Here is a 622-nt window from a genome sequence, read left to right on the forward strand (position 1 = left end):
CGCAAGGGCCTCAGAAAGGAGCTGAAACCGTCCCAGAGCCGGACTCTCAAGGGAGACCGGAAAATCCTGCTGAAACGCGCTCACGAAGTCTCAGACCGGGAGCGCCTCATCATGGAGACCTGGACAGGCGCGTTCCCGCAACTGCTGGCCGCCTACGAGCACAAGGAGCGCTTCTACGGCATCTGGGACGCCACCACACGGCTCCAGGCAGAAGCCGCCCTGGACGAGTGGATAGCCACCATCCCGAAGGGCCAAAAGGAAGTCTGGAGCGATCTGGTCAGGGCAGTGGGAAACTGGCGTGAAGAGACCATGACCTACTTCGAGATGGACATGCCCGTCACCAACGCTTACACGGAGTCCATCAACCGACTGGCCAAGGACAAGAACCGTGAAGGGCGCGGTTACTCCTTCGAGGTGATGCGGGCACGAATGCTCTACACCACGAAGCACAAGAAGAAGGCACCGACTGCGAAGGTCTCTCCTTTCTACAAGAAAACCATCGGTTACGGACTGCCGGACTTCGCAGAGGAACTCAACTACGGAGTCGATCTATCAACCATCTGAGGGTGGTATCAGATTGATGGGGTGAAGGTGCCCCATCAACCATTAAATCCGTATACCC

Annotated in this window: 1 pseudogene; it reads left to right on the top strand. The window is 57.6% G+C overall.

What is annotated here, in order from left to right:
• Positions 1-564 (top strand): annotated as a pseudogene (locus ACTHSW_RS10810) (ISL3-like element ISPpu12 family transposase); the annotation flags it as partial.
• Positions 565-622: the final 58 nt, after the last annotated feature.

This window comes from Neisseria sp. P0008.S004, assembly GCF_051962755.1.
Lineage (GTDB): Bacteria > Pseudomonadota > Gammaproteobacteria > Burkholderiales > Neisseriaceae > Neisseria > Neisseria subflava_A.